Here is a 15,476-nt window from a genome sequence, read left to right on the forward strand (position 1 = left end):
TGGACGCGGGTTCGACTCCCGCCGTCTCCATTGATGAGAAAAAAAGGTTCTTAAACTTTCATTACGAAAGCTTAAGAACCTTTTTGGGTTTTCAACCTAATTATTTAAAGTATAGAATATTCATCCATAGTTTATTCTTTAGAATTTTTTCATTCACCAGAAATTTTTCTAACACAATCACATCAATAAATCTATCTTCCCATCTAAAGGTACTCCTGTATTGATTTGTTTAGACAATTCATCAACAAATTTACTCTTATTATGATTATTATAAAACTTGACACCTACTAGACGAATCCTTTCATTTTCTCCGATGAATTCAATATCTGAATCATTTATCTCGTATAACATTTCTTGTTTCCAAGCGTCCTCTTTTTCTCTGTCTTCACCTTTTGGCTCGACAAATACTTGATATACAAACTCTTCATTTTCTAGATAAAGAATAAAATCAGGCATGAACCCCCTCGGTCCACCAAATTCAGTTAGTTTGTATCTAGTTGCTTTTTCATCATTTCTAATTAGATACACTTGTTTATATTTAGCTTCTAATTCATGAATAAAACTTCCCATCAACTCTACCATCGCATATTCTAAACGGTTCATAATAGCATCAGTATAAACAAACCACTCTTTTCCCTTCATTGGATGCAGCTCAATTCGTTGCGTAACATGTCCTGTTTCATAGAGCGGAACTACCACTTCATAATCTCTCAAAGTATCTTTAATAGAAACTGGTTTGAAAACTTTTAATCCAATTTCTTTCTGATAATTTTTGCGAATTTTTTCTTCACAATAAGCTAAAAACTTATCAATAATTTCAAGTTTTTCGATAGCTGATAAATCAGATATATGTTGTCCTTTGGGTAAAGATACTTTGATAGAAACATCGTTAAAATATTGTTCACTATCAATTAATTCGTCTTTCGACTGTAGCAAAGGAAGATACTTTTTAAGGTTCACAAAACGGAAAAATGGGTTTCTTTGCAGACCTTTTTTGAAAAATCTCTTATCTACTGTTAAATATTCAAATTCTCTTTGAATAACAACATCATCACTAATTTTCCCTTGGTAATCTGTTTCAACAGTTGAACCTATATATTCCGTTTCCCATTCTTTAGATATAGTAAACTTTTCTAAAGAATTATAATCTTCAGGAGTGGTTTCTCTGCTTTCATTCACAAATAAGTTTCCTTGTTTATACACACTTGTATTTTTGAAGGAGTTTTTTAATCTTGTAGAAAGTATACGAACTGTCTCATCACTTGAACTAATTAAGTTTACTGCATTCATTGATTTCTCAAAGTTAGCTAAATAACCTTTTTCATTAATCGTGTGGTAATGTAATGTTTCCAATATTCTTAAATCAGTATTTTGATTATCGAATCTTCTTTTAAAACTTTTTTCTCCTTCATATTCAAAAGGAAAATACCTTGCTCCTCTACCAACCAATTGTGCTTCACTATCTGTAGCAGTTCTAGTCACTCCTGCTCCTTCAGAAATTCTAACAATATCATACAGATTTAAAACATCCCAACCTTCATTTAATTTAGCAACAGCAAAAATAACTCTGATAGGATTATTGATATTTTCCAAACTATTCAGTAATACTGCATTATCTACACTCAACATACTTTTTTCATTAGCGTTTAGAATATTTCTCGCTTCAAAATCCTCTTGAATTTCTCGAATAACATTATCTAAATCCTGTTCTAAAAAATAAGAAAAGACTTTGTAGAGGGTGGAATTCGATGATACGGTTGTTTTTCTTTGATTGATATATTTAGATAAACTTTCTATAGATAAATTCTCTATAATAGCATTAAAATCTTGTTGTTTCTGTTCAGATATTTTGATTTTACTTGATTTAAACATGACAATTGGTTTGAAATAAGAAATACCATTTTCCCTAGCAATCAATTTTCGATATTGGCTTAAAAGTATCGCATCTTTCATTTTCTCATCATCATTATCAGAAGATTGCAGTCTTAATACATTTTTTGAGTATCCATCATCCATAAACTCGCCTAAATCATATTTATAAATAATTTTATCACTGTATTTTTGGGAGATATTTTTATCATCCATATTGATGGTTGCCGAAAATTCTAAGAGTTTATTATTCGTTCTCAGATATAGCATTTTATTAATAGTATTTTCCCAAGATTGTTTCTCTTCTTTTTCTTTCTTTGTGGAAGCATTAAAATGATGGGCTTCATCCCCTAAAATGACAATATCTTCCTCTTCCAAACTCTCTAGAGATATACCATTTTCCCTAGGCTTACTCAATTCCCCATGAATTTTTTGAATGGTAGTCAATTTCAGATAAATGGTGTTTTTATCCTTCACTGCAGGAAAGTTTTCAACTGCTTGAATTACAACCCGTTCCCCATCAATAAAAATACCTCTAGGGTTAAAAAGATACTTGCTAGAATTACTATTTAACATGTTTTCATGAGTTTTTTTAATGATCGCATCTGTATTCACCAGAAAAATGAAGTTTTGATAATTAAATTCCTTAAATAAATACAGCATCATGCTTGCCATAACCATTGTTTTCCCTGAACCAGTTGCCATATTAAAAAGCAATTGTTTTCGCTGATAACCTGCATTACTTATTCCAGAAGCTAAGCCATCATCTTGCATAAATTGAAATCTTCTGAAAGCTTCTTCTTGATAGTGGCGAAGTTCATCTCTTAGGTTACCTTTAACATACTCAGGAACTTCATGCGGATTATTACTAGTATAGAACAGGTTAGACATTTGACTGTCTAGCCATTCATATAACCGTTCTTTCACCATGTCTAGTCCTCCTCGCCATTATAAAAACTATGGTTAAAGGCTTTATCTTTCTCTGAAATAATTACATTGGCATCTTCAATTTCAGCATAAGGCACATATAATTGATTTTTATCTAATGCTTTCTTGAAGATTTCTTTTTGTTCTTCAAAAGTTAAGTCATTAAAAGTAATAGACCCTTCTTCCTCATCATGTTCTTTTAGTAGTTCATTGGTTAACTTTTCTTTGTCTAGCTGGTAATTCAAATCAGCATTATTATCTAATTCACTCCATAGGTCAGCTAAATCATCTTTACTAGATGCTTGGTCAATTTTATTTATATATACTTGGTTCAATTCCATCAATTCAGCATAAACAAATGAGCCTCCGCCTTGCCAATCCACATCTTTAGAAACCCCACCCTGTTCGCCTTCAATTACTTTTTGAAGTCTTGGAACGGAAACAGTATTGATATAATCCATTTGTTCAATTCCAATAAATTTTCTATTCATTTTCATAGCAACAGCTTGAGTGGTTGCTGAACCCATGAAAAAATCCAAGACTAGATCGTTTTCATGGGAAGAGATATGAATAATTCTTTGTAGAAGCTTCTCAGGCTTTGGAGTAGAAAACCATTCCAGCTTAGATAGGTTGGGGAAAAGCTTCTTTTGCTCATACTTTGCTTGTCTATTATGCCCTGTTTCTTCTAATATAGTCCATAAATTAGAAGGAGGTAATCCTTCTTGTTCGGACAAATAAGTTATTCTTTTGATGTTTGTATAATCTTTATTAAAGACTATCTCTCCTGAAGTCATTTTCTCTTTTAAAGTTTCTTCAGACCATCTCCATCCAAATTTTGGCGGTTCAATATAAGTGCCAATAGGTGTTAAAATTTTGTATTTCAAATTATCCCTATCATTCGGAGAAGATATTGGATTGCCATCAAACCAAGGTCCTTTTGGGTCATTATTGGGATTCTTATAATGTTTTTGTTGCTGCATAGTTCTTTCTACTTTATTAGGGAACCAATTATCCTTTTTAGAATATACAAATAATGTGTTAAAGTCAGTCGAAAATTGTTTTGAATCATTGTTACTATTATCGCTTGACCTCCAACTGATACTTGTAACATAATTTCCCCTAAAAAAAATAGAATCACAAAGAATCTTTAGATAAGCAGATTCTTCATTATCAATATTAATCCAAATACTACCATCATCAGCAAGCAATTCTTTAGCTACTTCAAGTCTATTCTTCATAAATGTTAACCATGTAGAATGGTTAAACCTATCATTATATCTAAAAGAATCGCTTCCAGTATTGTAAGGGGGATCAATGTAGATTAGCTTCACTTTTCCTGCATATCTTTCTTTTAAAGAGTGCAAAGCTAATAAGTTATTTCCTTTGATAATTAAATTATCTTCATTACTAAAAGAATCAACTTTATGTTCACTATCAGAATCATATTTTTTAACATTTACTAGAGCTTTTGGTGCTAAAAGAGTATCTATTTCATCTCTCGCAATGACTTCATTATAGAAAACTTCTTCTTTTCCATTATCTTCTTTCGTCATGCCACCTTCTAAAACACAGTCTTTGTAAGGAAAATCCAACACAACATCGGTATTATATTGTAAGTATTTCCCTTCACTGGACAATCCAATTGTATTTGAATATTTAGTATAGCTATCCGCCCAATAGTCTTTATATCTCAACATATCAATAAATTCCTGCACTTTAAAAATAACTACATCTCCAGCTTTTACTGAATAATTTTCTCTGATCTTCTGATTTTTCAGCAGTGCTGAAATCAATAATGCGTCATAATTTTTCAAATCATCAATAACAATTGGCCTTTGTAGCTCTTCACTATTCCAATACTGAGGGAACTCTTTTAAAATCTCTTTTACTTGTTGCAGTAATCGAGTATCCATTTCCTATCTCCTTTACCTTGAATAATAAGTATTGAACGAACGTTAAAGACACACAAAAAAGTTGGAATGATTGAATAAATTTATTCAGTCATTCCAACTAGTCCGTACTTATTTATTTTTGATATTTCAACAGGTATGTAACGTTCGTTTGTTACCTTTTATAATTATACACTAGCAATTATCCTCCGAGATCATTTTCTTATCAAGTTATATTTGGTTTTTACATTATAAATTGTCTTTAAACAAACATTACACTTTTTTGCTATTTCTTTTTGTGTCATTTTCGTGTTCATAAATAAATCCTTAATCTCCTCTATTGTCTCCGGTTTTAATCCTTTATTACCCAGTTTGACGCCATTTTCTTTCAAAACTGCTAACGCATCTTTCGTTCGTTCTGAAATATAATCTGCTTCTAGTTCTGCTATTGCAGAAAGGATTGTAAAAATAACTTTGCCCATACTAGTTGAGGTATCTATACTTTCTTTGATACTAATCAAATTAATTTGTTTTTCTTCCAATTCACTGATGATATTGACTAATTGTTTTGTTGAACGACCTAGACGATCAATTTTATAAATAACTAGCGTATCTCCCTGATTTAAAATCTTTAGCGCATTGATTAATTCTTTTCTATTTTCTTTTCTTCCGCTTACCTGTTCAATATAAAGTGCATCAATTTTGTAACGCATAAGTGCATCTTTTTGGACTTCAACTCCTAAATTTTGGGAATTTTTACTGGTGCGAATATAGCCGATTGTCTTATTTGTCATCTAATTTTTTCCTTTCATATAGTTGAAATAGTTCTAGTGATAATTATTGAAAAAATAATAAGGCTAAGATTTTTCCAAATACTTAGTCAGTAAATAGACTATCAATAACCCAAAACTATCATACATGTTTTTGAACTCGATTCATTATTGAAAAGACTGAATGACAGATAAGTCGTGCTTCAAAAAATGGAATATTTTTTAACAATAAACTATAATTTTAGATTTCAACAAAAAAACGCAAGGAACATCTCTCCTCACGCTTTTCCTTTTTATTCAATTAATCTATAAAAATTTTTCCATTCGAATATGCTCAACCGGCGCAATCGCCATCAAATACGTATCCCCATACGCAACGTAACCCATTTTTTCGTAAAATGACTGGGCACTTACGCGCGCTTCTAATTCGATTGTTTTCGCATGCTCTTTTTTCGCATAAAGTTCAAGATGACTGAGTAATTGTTTTCCCACACCTGCACTTTGCCTTTGCGAATCAACACATAGATACTCAACTTTCATTTTTGATTCATCTAACTTCTGACTAAGCACACCAACACCTAAAAGGAACTCATCATCAAATGCTCCAAGAATATATTGCTCCGCCTCGTGTGAAAAATCCTCTTCTTCAATCGTTAACCCCAACGGAACGCGCATGACTTTATTTCGCAAGTTTAACGTTTGTTGATATTTTTCTGAGTCGTACTCAATTTTTTGGATATCCATTTTCTTCATTCCTTTCAAATAATCATTAAAACTAGTTTCCAGTATAGCCATTCTTCAGTAACTTTTAAAGAGCAAATAAACATCTCAATCATTTTTTCAAAAAAAAAACCATTAAACACCTCCGCCAAGTGCTTAATGGTTTTGCTTACTGGATTAGGCAATTTCAATTAGACCATATTCTGATACTTCTTGACTACAAATTTCAGAATACTTAGCCATTACTTTTCCAGCTTTATCTTGAACTTCTGCATGATCGATACGATCATATTCTTCTACACAAAGAATCACTGAGTTCTCTAATTTTTTAATAATTTCGCCGGTCACTTTCTTTTTCAATCCAATCGCATGACATTCATAAATTTGTCCCAAAATGATTTCTTCTTTCTTCATAGTTAATCACCTTCTAATTATTTTATAATTCCATTGAAATTATATTAACATTAAAACCAAATGAAGAAAAATGATAACTTAAGTATTTTTATAATAAAAAAACTGATTAAATTAATTGCTGAATTTTAGCAACCATTTTAATCAGTCGAACTGTTTTTTTACTTAATTTAAACTTAATTAGCAAGTAGAACTGTTTTAGCCGGCAATGTTTGTTCCAATAATGCCACGTATTGTTCTAAAAATTGTTTGTCGATTTCATCATAACCCGCGACTTTTCCGCAATCAATATCCAAAACACCTACTAATTTTCCGTCTTTAACTAAAGGAACAACGATTTCTGAACGTGCAGCTGAATCACAAGAAATATAATTTTCATGTTTTTTTACATCTGTGACAATTAATGTTTTTCTTTTTGCTGCTGACTCCCCACAAACGCCCTTACCTAGTTTGATTCTTGTACAAGAAACTCTTCCTTGAAACGGCCCAAGAATTAGTTCTTCTCCATCAAATAGATAGTATCCAGCAAAGACAGTTTCTGGTAACGCATCTGCTAAGAGTGCCGAAGAATTCGCAAGATTAGCTAACCAATTACTTTCAGCTTCAAGTAATCCTTTTTGTTGTAACAGTAAAAGCTCATACGCATCTCTTTTTTGTTTTTCTGACCACATCGTAACAACACACTCCTTTTATTCAGAAATTATAGCTCACTTATCCCTCCAACACCAGCTGTAATTTTAATGAGTAGCATTGGTAAAGCGATATCCACGACCATGAACCGTTTGGATATAGTTGACACTTCCTGCAACTTCTTCAATTTTCTTACGAATATTCTTGATGTGTGTGTCGATCACTCTTCCCGAACCTTCTTCGTTTCCTAGCAAAATCAACAACTCTTCACGAGAAAAGATTCGTAATGGATGATTCAGTAACAAGCCAAACAAACGATATTCTGATTTGGTTAAAGAAAGTTCTTTTTCATGTAACAAGATCACTTGCTTTTCTTCCAACACTTGAAATTTCTGGTAAACAGGCTGCGTATTATTTTTTAATTGTTTTTGCTTCAGCAATGCTGAACGTAGAGATTCTACTTTTGCCTTCATTAATTCAAAACTAACAGGCCAAGACCACAAAATGTTCACACCTTTTTGGAATAAGACAATTTTTTCTTTCTCTGAAAGTGGCTGAGTACAAGCGACAACTAATGGAAAACGATTCGTAACTGTTTCCGAAAGCTCTGTCAAGCGATCATCCGTAATAAGTAAAATATCTGCTGGTTCATTATGTAGCTTTGCCAGAGCAGATTGATAACTCACCTTTAGCTCTAACTGCTCTTTTTGCAATCGTTTCATTATAGGAAATACTGTTTTTTTATTTTTGGTAAATACTTTTATATGCATCTAATTCGCTCCTTTCTCTTCACTATTTTTCGCAGTTTACTCAATCATACCTCTCTTTCACTCACGATCACTTATCAATTCGATTGAGTTTGTATCAATTATTTTGTAATTGTTTCAGTTATATTAAGTTTTTCTTTTTTTCGCTCAACGGATGAATCTTCACAACTTCCACACAACTCTGCCTTACAATACAAAATGTAAAAATTGAAATTGATAAAAAAGATGTTAGTGGGGAAACTATGATTAAGCTAAAAAAAATGGTCACATTTTCATTCGCGCTAAGTTTACTTTGTGCGCCAATTGCCGCGCAAGCAGACACTTTAGACGACAAAATCAATGAACAAGATCAAAAAATTGAACAACTACAAAAAAATCAAACAGCTTCTGAACAAGAATTGGCAATCATTAAAGAAAATGTCAGCCAAATTGAAAAAGAAAGTTATAAGATTCTTCAACAAAAAAATACTGAAGAACAAACGTTAACTGACTTGATTCAAAAAATTGCTGATTTGAAAGAGAAAATCGCTAAACGTGAAGAACAAATTCAAAAACAAGCGCGGAATGTTCAAACGAATCAAAATGCCAGCGACATTTTGTCAGTGATGGCCGAATCTGATTCGATTAATGAAGCAATCACAAAAGCTTATGATGTAACAAAATTAATCAGTGCAAACAAAGAAATCATGTCTGAACAACAAAAAGATCAAGCTGAATTAGAAACGCTTCAAAAGAAATCAGAAGAAAAATTACACTCTTTGACTGAAACAACCAATGAATTGCAAGCCAAACAAGAAGAGTTAACAAAGGCAAAATTAGATCAAGAAGTTAAAATCAATGAACTCTCTGCTAGTTTAGCTACTGAGAAAAAACAAAAAGAAAAATTTGAAAAACAAAAAGTTGAAGCAGAGAAAAAGCGTCAAGAGCAATTAAAAGCTTTGGCAAAACAACGTGCTGCTGAAGAAGCTGCTCGCAAAAAAGCAGAAGAAGACGCGCGAAAATTCCAAGAGCAAAAACAAAAAGAACTAGCTGCAGCTGCTGAAAAGGAGCGCATTGCTAATGAAGAGCAAGCCCAAGCACTAGCGGTCCAAAAAGAACAAGAGCAAAAGTCTGATTCTTCAAACGAAATGAAAACAGAAACCAACACAGAACACAGCTCACCCGTCAGTTCTGTTCCTGAAGTGCCTGAAGCAGACAACGTAACAAAACCAGAAGAAAATACTTATGGATGGAGTGCGCCATTAAGTTCACTTGTGATTACAAGTCCTTTTGGTAATCGTGTTGATCCAACAGGTGCATCTGGTACATCTCATGACGGAATTGATTTAGCTGGAGCTTCTGGAACACCTGTTTTTGCAGCAAAAGCTGGAAAAGTCGTTGAAGCTGGCTATCACTGGTCTGCGGGAAATCACGTGATTATCCAACATGCCGATGGCTATTATTCTTACTATATGCATTTAAGCAGCTTCTCTACAACTGTTGGTGCCTCCGTTAATGCCGGAACACTTTTAGGCGGTATGGGAACAACAGGAAATTCAACTGGTGTTCACCTTCACTTCGGTATCTCAACAAGTTTATGGTCTAATTTTGTTGATCCGGCTCCACTATTAGGTATTTAAATTTAGAAAAAGCGCGAGACGACGTTCGCATTTTTCAAAAGAATTAGCTATTACGCTATTTTTTGAAAAATGATAACTTGTGTCTCACGCTTTTTTTGTATGTTGGAAATGAAAACTGGTTATTCTGCTGTTTGAATTTCTTCTGCCAAGTTAGCATAATCAATTTCTGTGTCAACAAATGTTGAATCATTGACTGGAAAATGTTGAACGAGTGATTCAATCCGACTACTTTCCACGATGCCATTTGCCAATTCAAAATCAATCACATGTCCGCCGAATGTCTTACTTTTGTCAATAAAATGTAAGTGAAAGCCAGCAGCTGCTACGCCTTGAAATAGTTCAGGAGTAAAGAAGCCAACTAATGTCCCTTCAACTTCTCCTTGGCGAAATTCTGGTTGATTTTGCGAAACTTCGACAAGCCGTTTGTAAGGTTTTTCTTGCTTTGGCATGATACGGATATGCACATTTTTAAATAATCCAGTAATTTTCACTGCAATAAATAAATTTTTTCCTGCTTCTTCTGCCAAAATTGTTTCTTTTAACACATCTCCTGTATGAGGCGTTGTGATTTCAACACTTTTATCCGCTGTAAAATCTGTTACAGCTGCATAAGGTGTTTTTTCCTCACCATTCAAACGTACAACCGAACCATCTGATCGACCTTGATAAGCAATCCCATCAACAACGATGACTTCCCCGTCTAACCCATGAAGTGTTCCTAGTCCTAACGTACCATGTTTCAAGATCTCAGCCATCTTTTCTGTTCCATCCATCAACCCAGCCATCAAGGCACCTAACGTTCCGTGTTGATATAAACTTGACTCTGTCATCTTATACACGTCCTTTTTCTTAATAGAATTGATCTGGTAAAATCGTTTCTCCGAGTTTTTCATTATCACGATAATCAATTGGAATATCAATGATTACAGGTCCTTCAGTAGCAAATCCGTCAGTTAAGGCTTGTTCTAGTTCACGAACATTTGTTGCACGAATTCCTTTTGCGCCAAAAGCTTCTGCATATTTGACAAAGTCAACTGGACCAAAGTCAACACCTGATGATCGTTGATATTTCATTTTTTCTTGGAATTCAACCATGTTATAGTGACCGTCATTCCAAATCAAGTGAACGATATTTAACTTTTTGCGTACAGCTGTTTCTAAGTCTTGTGCAGAAAACAGGAAGCCACCATCACCAGAAACTGAAACAATTTGTGTATTTGGACGAACTAACGCCGCAGAAATCGCCCATGGTAAAGCCACACCTAATGTTTGCATTCCATTACTAAATAGTAAGTGACGTGGTTCATAGCTTCTAAAGTGGCGTGCCATCCAGATATAGTGACTACCTACATCAACAGTCACTGTCATATCATCCGTAACTGCTGATTGTAGTGTATTGATGACTTCTAATGGATGTAAAATTCCTTCATCTTCTGTCTGTTCTACAACATCACGAGCGGTTAATTTTTCTTGTAACGAGTCAAGATATTCGTTAGCATCCACTGATACTTGTTGTGCTTCTAAAGAATCACTAAGTAGATCAAGTGTTGCTGCAATGTCACCAATCAATTCTCTTTCTGGTTGCATAAATGAGTCGATTTCAGCTGGTGTTTCATCGATGACGATGATTCTTGCATCTTTTTCTGCATTCCAGTTATGTGCTTCATATTCAATCGGATCGTAACCAATGGCGATTACTAAATCACTTCGTTTTAATAACATATCACCAGGTTGATTTCTAAATAACCCCACTCTTCCAAAGAAATGTGATTCTAACTGACGTGAGATGACCCCAGCAGCTTGGAATGTTTCAACAACTGGTAACGAAGTCTTTTCTACTAATTTGCGAATAGCTGTAGTTTCTTTTTCACTTGATCCGCGCATTCCTACCAATAAAACAGGAAGCTTGGCTTCGCGAATACGGTCAGCCAAGTAGTTGATATCATTTGCAGACGCAGATCCTAGTTGTGGGTCATTTAAGGGTTGGATTACATCACTTTTCACCGGCGCATCAACGACGTCCTGTGGGATACTGATAAAGCTTGCACCTTTCTTTGAACTTTTTGCCATACGATATGCATTGGCAATCACTTCTGAAATCGTTTCTGGATCTTGGATTTCAGCACTGTACTTCGTAATTGGTTTAAATAATGCTGCATTGTCCATACTTTGATGCGTCAGTTTTAATAAGTCACTTCGCTTTACTTGTCCACCAATTGCTAAAACTGGATCACCTTCAGCAGTTGCTGTTACTAATCCAGTTGCTAGATTACTTGCACCAGGACCACTTGTTGCAATAACCACTCCAGGTTCACCAGTAATTCGGCCAATTGCTTGTGCCATAAATGCCGCATTTTGTTCATGACGTGTCACGATTAACTCTGGGCCTTGGTCTTCTAATTCATTGAATACCCCATCGATTTTTGCTCCAGGAATACCAAAGATATAATCTACGTGATGATTAATCAAGCTTTCTACTACAGCGCTAGAACCTTGTTTCATTTCTTTTTCCATCATACAACTTCCTTTAACAGCTTATTTTCTTTCTACTCAGATAATAAACAAGCAACATAAAGTAATACAGTTTATATATCTGTTACAAAAAATAGTATAGCATGCCTTGCAAGATTTGTTTAGTAATAAGCTAAATAAATTTCAAAAAAATAGTAACAGCTCACTCAATGTATATTCATCTACTATCTCGAAGAAAAAGGCTGATAAAGTGGCAGATTTTCTTTACCAGCTTTTTACAAGCCCCCGTTTCTTTTTTCTTTTAATTATTTTTGGCTAAAAAACATTCACGTAAAAAAAATATTTCCCCCCTAAAAAAAGCTCAATTTGCTTTCAAGACTGCTTTTATATTAAATAACAACGTTCTCTTCCTATCACGCGGTAATTTTAGAAATTTACTTTGAACATCATAGGCTTTAACTTTAGATGTGGTTGCTGGGGAATCACCTCGACCGCTACAAAAAAATATTTTATCAAGGGGAGAAAAAAATGAAGACAACAAAATGGAAAACGTTGCTAGCAGCTTCGATGGCAGGATTTACACTATTATCTTCTGCACCACTTCAAGCATTTGCAACTGAAACACAAGGGAATAATTCTGGTTTAGTGATGGATGACACAGCAAATATCATCAACGGCCTAACAGACGCACACATGTGGTCAAATGACAACGGCACTTCTTGGACACGTGGAAAAGAAAACCAAATTTTTAAAGGAACTCAAAAAGTTATCATTGCTAATTATGACGAACAAATCGCTTCAGCACAAACTTGGACAGCAAAAGCTTATGCTGGTGGTTCAATGGTCATTTATAAAAATGCACTGTGGACTAACTCTTATTGGGCAGAAGCTAATCAAGCTCCAGGATCTGCACCAATGTGGACAAAAGTAAAAGATGTTCCAGCTGGAATTGCAACATTTAATTTCAACAAATTTACAGGTGCAGCCGCTGATGACTATCAAAAGGTTCAAGCTGAAACTGTTCAAAATCAGAAAAAAGTTATTGGTTACTTCGCTAACTGGCAAGGTTACAAAACAGATTATGAACCAAATAACGCTGACTATAACTATAGCCAAGGCGTTCTTGATGGAAAAGGATATGATCCAGTTGACGTACCTTTCGATAAAATCACGCACGTAAACTATGGCTTCATGATTATTGATCCTAAGACAGGAAAATTAACTTCAAACGATGCTTGGGCAGATTTTGATGATACTGTATCAGGTGGTGGGAAAAACTATATCGGCCAAATCACTGACATGGCGGATGAAAATGACGTAGCAGCAATGGTTTCAATCGGTGGTTGGAACAATTCAGTTAACGATATGGCTTTTGATATTGTGACAAAAACACCTGAAAAAATGGATGCTTTCACAGATGAAGCAGTTAAATTTATGTTAGATCATAACTTTGATGGTATTGACATCGATTGGGAATACCCGGACAACACCGATCGCCAGACAAAATTTATTGCCTTGATGAAACAACTACGTGAAAAATTAACAGTGGCAGGAAAAGAAAATGATACATATTATCAATTAAGTATTGCTGTAACAGCTTCACACGAAAAAATGGAATTTATCGCTCCTGAAACAGTCAATGAGTACGTTGATAACTTCAATGTCATGACTTATGATTTCCGTGGTGGATTTGATACACAAACTGGGCATCACTCTGGATTGTATGCAACTGAAACAGATAAAGACCAAAAATTCAACGTTTCTTCCGCAATGAAAGAATACAGCGAAACATATAACATTCCTAAAAACAAATTAATGGTGGGTATGAGTTACTACTCACGTGGATTTGCAAATGTGGAATCTGGTGAATTAGGTGCTGCAAGTAGTGGTGCTCCAGTCGGTGGCACTTGGGATGATCCTTACCAACCAGCTGGCCTAAAACCTTGGTGGCAAATCAAAGACCTCGAAGCTCAAGCGAACGAAGATCCGAATGACAACTTAGTTGCTAAATGGGATGATCAAGCAAAAGCTCCTTACATTTACAATGCGGACACAAAAGAATTTTATTCTTATGATAATGTTCAATCTATTGAAGAAAAAGTGAACTGGACAATTGAAAACGAATACGGTGGCGCAATCGTTTGGGAACTTGGTTATGATACAACAGATGCGGAATTAGGTTCTATCGTGGACAATGTATTAACTTCTGAACCAACTGATCCGACTGATCCTCCTGTTGAAGAAAATAAATTACTTGCTGTTGGTGTCAATGAACGGACACGAAAAACATATATCAACTTAAATCTAACGACTGAACAATTTAATAGTGAAGAACGTTTCGTTGTTTACTTGGATGGTAAATATTCATTTGAAACTTATAAAGGAAAAAGTTATTACAGCAATTCAACAAACTATGGCGAGAAAACTGGTGTTGCCAAAGTCTTCGCTGGTTGGAAAGGTCAAAAAATCGAAGTCTATAGTGCACCTGGTAAACCAAGTGAAAGTACGAGTGGTAGAAAATTACTGGAAACACTTGTTTTAGATAAAGATGTTGATTTAGGCATCGAAAAAATGAATGATGCTGTTAAGAAAATCAGTTACGACGGGGAAAACATTTATGTTGATTTTGACAAATCAGCATTTGAAGGAAGTAATCGTTTCGTCGTTTGTCAAAATTACAGTTATGTAGCTGAGGTTTTTGAGAACAAAGCATACAGTAGCCAAATAACAAATCGTACAGCTGATACGATTCAAATCAAAATTAGCCAAAAATCAAAAGTTGGGGATCTTCTCGAAGTACGATTAAGTAGTGGCGTACCTGGTGAAAATTCTAGCAATTTGAAATCTCTATTAACTTTAAAAGTTAAATAATAATTAACGTCAAAAAGAGCGTACAGTGAAAAACTGTGCGCTCTTTTTTGTTAATCTATTTGGACCTGTATTTGTCAATCACTACACAAGTAATCAAATAGATTTGTGAAGCTATACCGATAAGACCACACACCCACATTTTATTCTCTCCATTTTTTTATTCAATGAAAAGGATGGAACTACTTTTTCACCAGCTAGAAATCAATTGAATTGAATTCTTTTACTTTTCATATGTATAGGGTTATTAAGCACTTTTTTATCTACTAAAGATAGATCTACCACTCTTTCAGAGTAACGGGGAAGTCATCAAAGAATTCTTTTTTTCAACGTGTAACTTCAGCTATGTTTGTAATTACTAGATTATTCAGTACTACTTTTTTACAACTGCTCTCTGCACTTCATCCTATTCAATAACTATGAAACACTAAAGGTGCTGGATATGAACAAAATTATGTCTTATCTTTACTCAACGTATTAGCTTAATGAAAAAGATGAACGATGTTAACCTCCATCTTTTACTACTTTAGTATA

The 15,476-nt window shown here is 34.3% G+C and carries 11 protein-coding genes; 2 read left to right on the plus strand and 9 right to left on the minus strand.

What is annotated here, in order from left to right; all coding sequences use genetic code 11:
• Positions 1 to 177: 177 nt before the first annotated feature.
• From RV17_RS09855 to RV17_RS09885, 7 genes are all read right to left on the minus strand, one after another.
• A complete protein-coding gene (locus tag RV17_RS09855) occupies positions 178 to 2,799 on the minus strand; it encodes a DEAD/DEAH box helicase family protein (RefSeq protein ID WP_067484031.1) in 2,622 nt (873 codons plus the stop codon).
• 2 nt (positions 2,800 to 2,801) lie between these two features.
• A complete protein-coding gene (locus tag RV17_RS09860) occupies positions 2,802 to 4,709 on the minus strand; it encodes a site-specific DNA-methyltransferase (protein WP_067484030.1) in 1,908 nt (635 codons plus the stop codon).
• Between the two features lie 191 nt (positions 4,710 to 4,900).
• On the minus strand, positions 4,901 to 5,479 hold the full coding sequence (locus RV17_RS09865) for a recombinase family protein (protein ID WP_071869119.1): 579 nt from the start codon (positions 5,477 to 5,479) through the stop codon (positions 4,901 to 4,903).
• A gap of 282 nt (positions 5,480 to 5,761) precedes the next feature.
• The gene (locus tag RV17_RS09870) at positions 5,762 to 6,199 is read right to left on the minus strand and encodes a GNAT family N-acetyltransferase (RefSeq protein WP_071869120.1); all 438 of its coding nucleotides are present in this window, start codon (positions 6,197 to 6,199) and stop codon (positions 5,762 to 5,764) included.
• A 153-nt stretch (positions 6,200 to 6,352) separates the two neighbouring features.
• Positions 6,353 to 6,589: a hypothetical protein gene (locus RV17_RS09875; protein ID WP_067484028.1), complete on the minus strand. Its 237-nt coding sequence runs from the start codon at positions 6,587 to 6,589 to the stop codon at positions 6,353 to 6,355.
• Positions 6,590 to 6,762: 173 nt separating this feature from the next.
• Entirely contained in the window at positions 6,763 to 7,257 is a 495-nt protein-coding gene (locus RV17_RS09880; RefSeq protein WP_067484027.1) for a GAF domain-containing protein, read from the minus strand.
• Between the two features lie 66 nt (positions 7,258 to 7,323).
• Entirely contained in the window at positions 7,324 to 7,986 is a 663-nt protein-coding gene (locus RV17_RS09885; protein WP_067484025.1) for a winged helix-turn-helix transcriptional regulator, read from the minus strand.
• A gap of 239 nt (positions 7,987 to 8,225) precedes the next feature.
• Here RV17_RS09885 and RV17_RS09890 point away from each other — a divergent pair, with 239 nt between their 5' ends.
• Positions 8,226 to 9,602: a M23 family metallopeptidase gene (locus RV17_RS09890; protein WP_071869121.1), complete on the plus strand. Its 1,377-nt coding sequence runs from the start codon at positions 8,226 to 8,228 to the stop codon at positions 9,600 to 9,602.
• A gap of 119 nt (positions 9,603 to 9,721) precedes the next feature.
• On the opposite strand, the gene budA is transcribed toward RV17_RS09890, so the two are convergent.
• Both budA and alsS read right to left on the minus strand, forming a co-directional pair.
• A complete protein-coding gene (gene budA, locus RV17_RS09895; RefSeq protein WP_071869122.1) occupies positions 9,722 to 10,432 on the minus strand; it encodes an acetolactate decarboxylase in 711 nt (236 codons plus the stop codon).
• Positions 10,433 to 10,451: 19 nt separating this feature from the next.
• The gene (gene alsS, locus RV17_RS09900) at positions 10,452 to 12,116 is read right to left on the minus strand and encodes an acetolactate synthase AlsS (protein ID WP_071869123.1); all 1,665 of its coding nucleotides are present in this window, start codon (positions 12,114 to 12,116) and stop codon (positions 10,452 to 10,454) included.
• A gap of 486 nt (positions 12,117 to 12,602) precedes the next feature.
• On the opposite strand from alsS, the gene RV17_RS09905 reads away from it, so the two are divergent.
• Positions 12,603 to 14,945 carry a glycoside hydrolase family 18 protein gene (locus RV17_RS09905; RefSeq protein ID WP_071869124.1) on the plus strand — a complete coding sequence of 781 codons (2,343 nt, stop codon included), beginning with the start codon at positions 12,603 to 12,605 and terminating at the stop codon, positions 14,943 to 14,945.
• Positions 14,946 to 15,476: the final 531 nt, after the last annotated feature.

This window comes from Enterococcus thailandicus (assembly GCF_001886265.1).
GTDB classification, from domain to species: Bacteria; Bacillota; Bacilli; order Lactobacillales; family Enterococcaceae; genus Enterococcus_B; species Enterococcus_B thailandicus.

What these genes read in the sequence shown, in the direction of transcription:
- RV17_RS09860 (WP_067484030.1), bottom strand. Translation starts at nt 4,709, where the DNA reads ATGGATACTCGATTACTGCAACAAGTAAAAGAGATTTTAAAAGAGTTC.
- alsS (WP_071869123.1), bottom strand. Translation starts at nt 12,116, where the DNA reads ATGGAAAAAGAAATGAAACAAGGTTCTAGCGCTGTAGTAGAAAGCTTG.
- RV17_RS09885 (WP_067484025.1), bottom strand. Translation starts at nt 7,986, where the DNA reads ATGCATATAAAAGTATTTACCAAAAATAAAAAAACAGTATTTCCTATA.
- RV17_RS09880 (WP_067484027.1), bottom strand. Translation starts at nt 7,257, where the DNA reads ATGTGGTCAGAAAAACAAAAAAGAGATGCGTATGAGCTTTTACTGTTA.
- RV17_RS09855 (WP_067484031.1), bottom strand. Translation starts at nt 2,799, where the DNA reads ATGGTGAAAGAACGGTTATATGAATGGCTAGACAGTCAAATGTCTAAC.
- RV17_RS09905 (WP_071869124.1), top strand. Translation starts at nt 12,603, where the DNA reads ATGAAGACAACAAAATGGAAAACGTTGCTAGCAGCTTCGATGGCAGGA.
- RV17_RS09870 (WP_071869120.1), bottom strand. Translation starts at nt 6,199, where the DNA reads ATGGATATCCAAAAAATTGAGTACGACTCAGAAAAATATCAACAAACG.
- budA (WP_071869122.1), bottom strand. Translation starts at nt 10,432, where the DNA reads ATGACAGAGTCAAGTTTATATCAACACGGAACGTTAGGTGCCTTGATG.
- RV17_RS09865 (WP_071869119.1), bottom strand. Translation starts at nt 5,479, where the DNA reads ATGACAAATAAGACAATCGGCTATATTCGCACCAGTAAAAATTCCCAA.
- RV17_RS09890 (WP_071869121.1), top strand. Translation starts at nt 8,226, where the DNA reads ATGATTAAGCTAAAAAAAATGGTCACATTTTCATTCGCGCTAAGTTTA.
- RV17_RS09875 (WP_067484028.1), bottom strand. Translation starts at nt 6,589, where the DNA reads ATGAAGAAAGAAGAAATCATTTTGGGACAAATTTATGAATGTCATGCG.